At 48.8% G+C, this 821-nt stretch carries 1 protein-coding gene; it reads right to left on the bottom strand.

Features of this window, described 5'->3' with window-relative positions:
• Positions 1–821: IS1634 family transposase (locus tag ACYVUV_RS12330; protein WP_484499576.1), on the bottom strand; the 821-nt coding region annotated here is incomplete at both ends.

Genomic DNA, 821 nt, shown 5'->3' on the forward strand with positions numbered 1-821 from the left:
TCGCTGGCCTGCTTCTTGGCTTTGTAGTAGATGTGGAAGTAGCGGTCAGTGTCGTCATCCGCGTACAGCTTGGCTTTAACCGTCATACCATAAGTCCGGTAAGCCTTGATTGAGCAGGCTCTCTTTGATTCGAAGTCACCCATGTGCTCCATGATCAAGCCGTGTACAAAGGAGGCTCTGCCTTTAACCATCATCACGAAATCATAGTCACATGAGTCCATGAACTGGATGTTAGCCTTACTGAAGTATCCGCGATCAAGGATGAAGCCTATCTTCTTATAGCCGTAGCCGCGAATCTTCTCCAGCATGTATTTCAGCTGCGAGACGTCAACGATACTGCCCGGGTAGCTCTCGTAAAGCAGGGGCTTCTCATTGGTCATATCGTAAGCAATCGAGTAGTTGATGATTGGCGCGCCAACGTCATTCTTGGGGTGACCGTATTCAGCCATCTCAATATCTCCAGCCTTGCAGTTCTTGTTGGTGGAGTCATAGGAAACGTAGATTTTCTCATTCTTGTCATGGGTGGCGTTCCAGCTGTTCAAGAAGTCGACCCTGTCATTGTCATCGATCTCGCGAATGAAGCGAGAGATTGTAGAGTCACTGTAAATCTTGTTCTGTGGCGTCATCAATGGATGGTTGTAGGCATAATCCGGGAAGTGCTGAGCCACGTTGCTTTCTGCGATAACAGAGTACGCGGCCAGGTCAAGGAGCAGTCCTTTTCCCCGATCATCCCAGCGCTTCAAGTGTTCAGCGAGCTTGTAGTCTTCAATAATTCGTCTGACTACAGAGAAGGCACCAATTCGGATACAGCTGCTTCTGGA

Source organism: Lactobacillus sp. WILCCON 0149 (assembly GCF_057197965.1).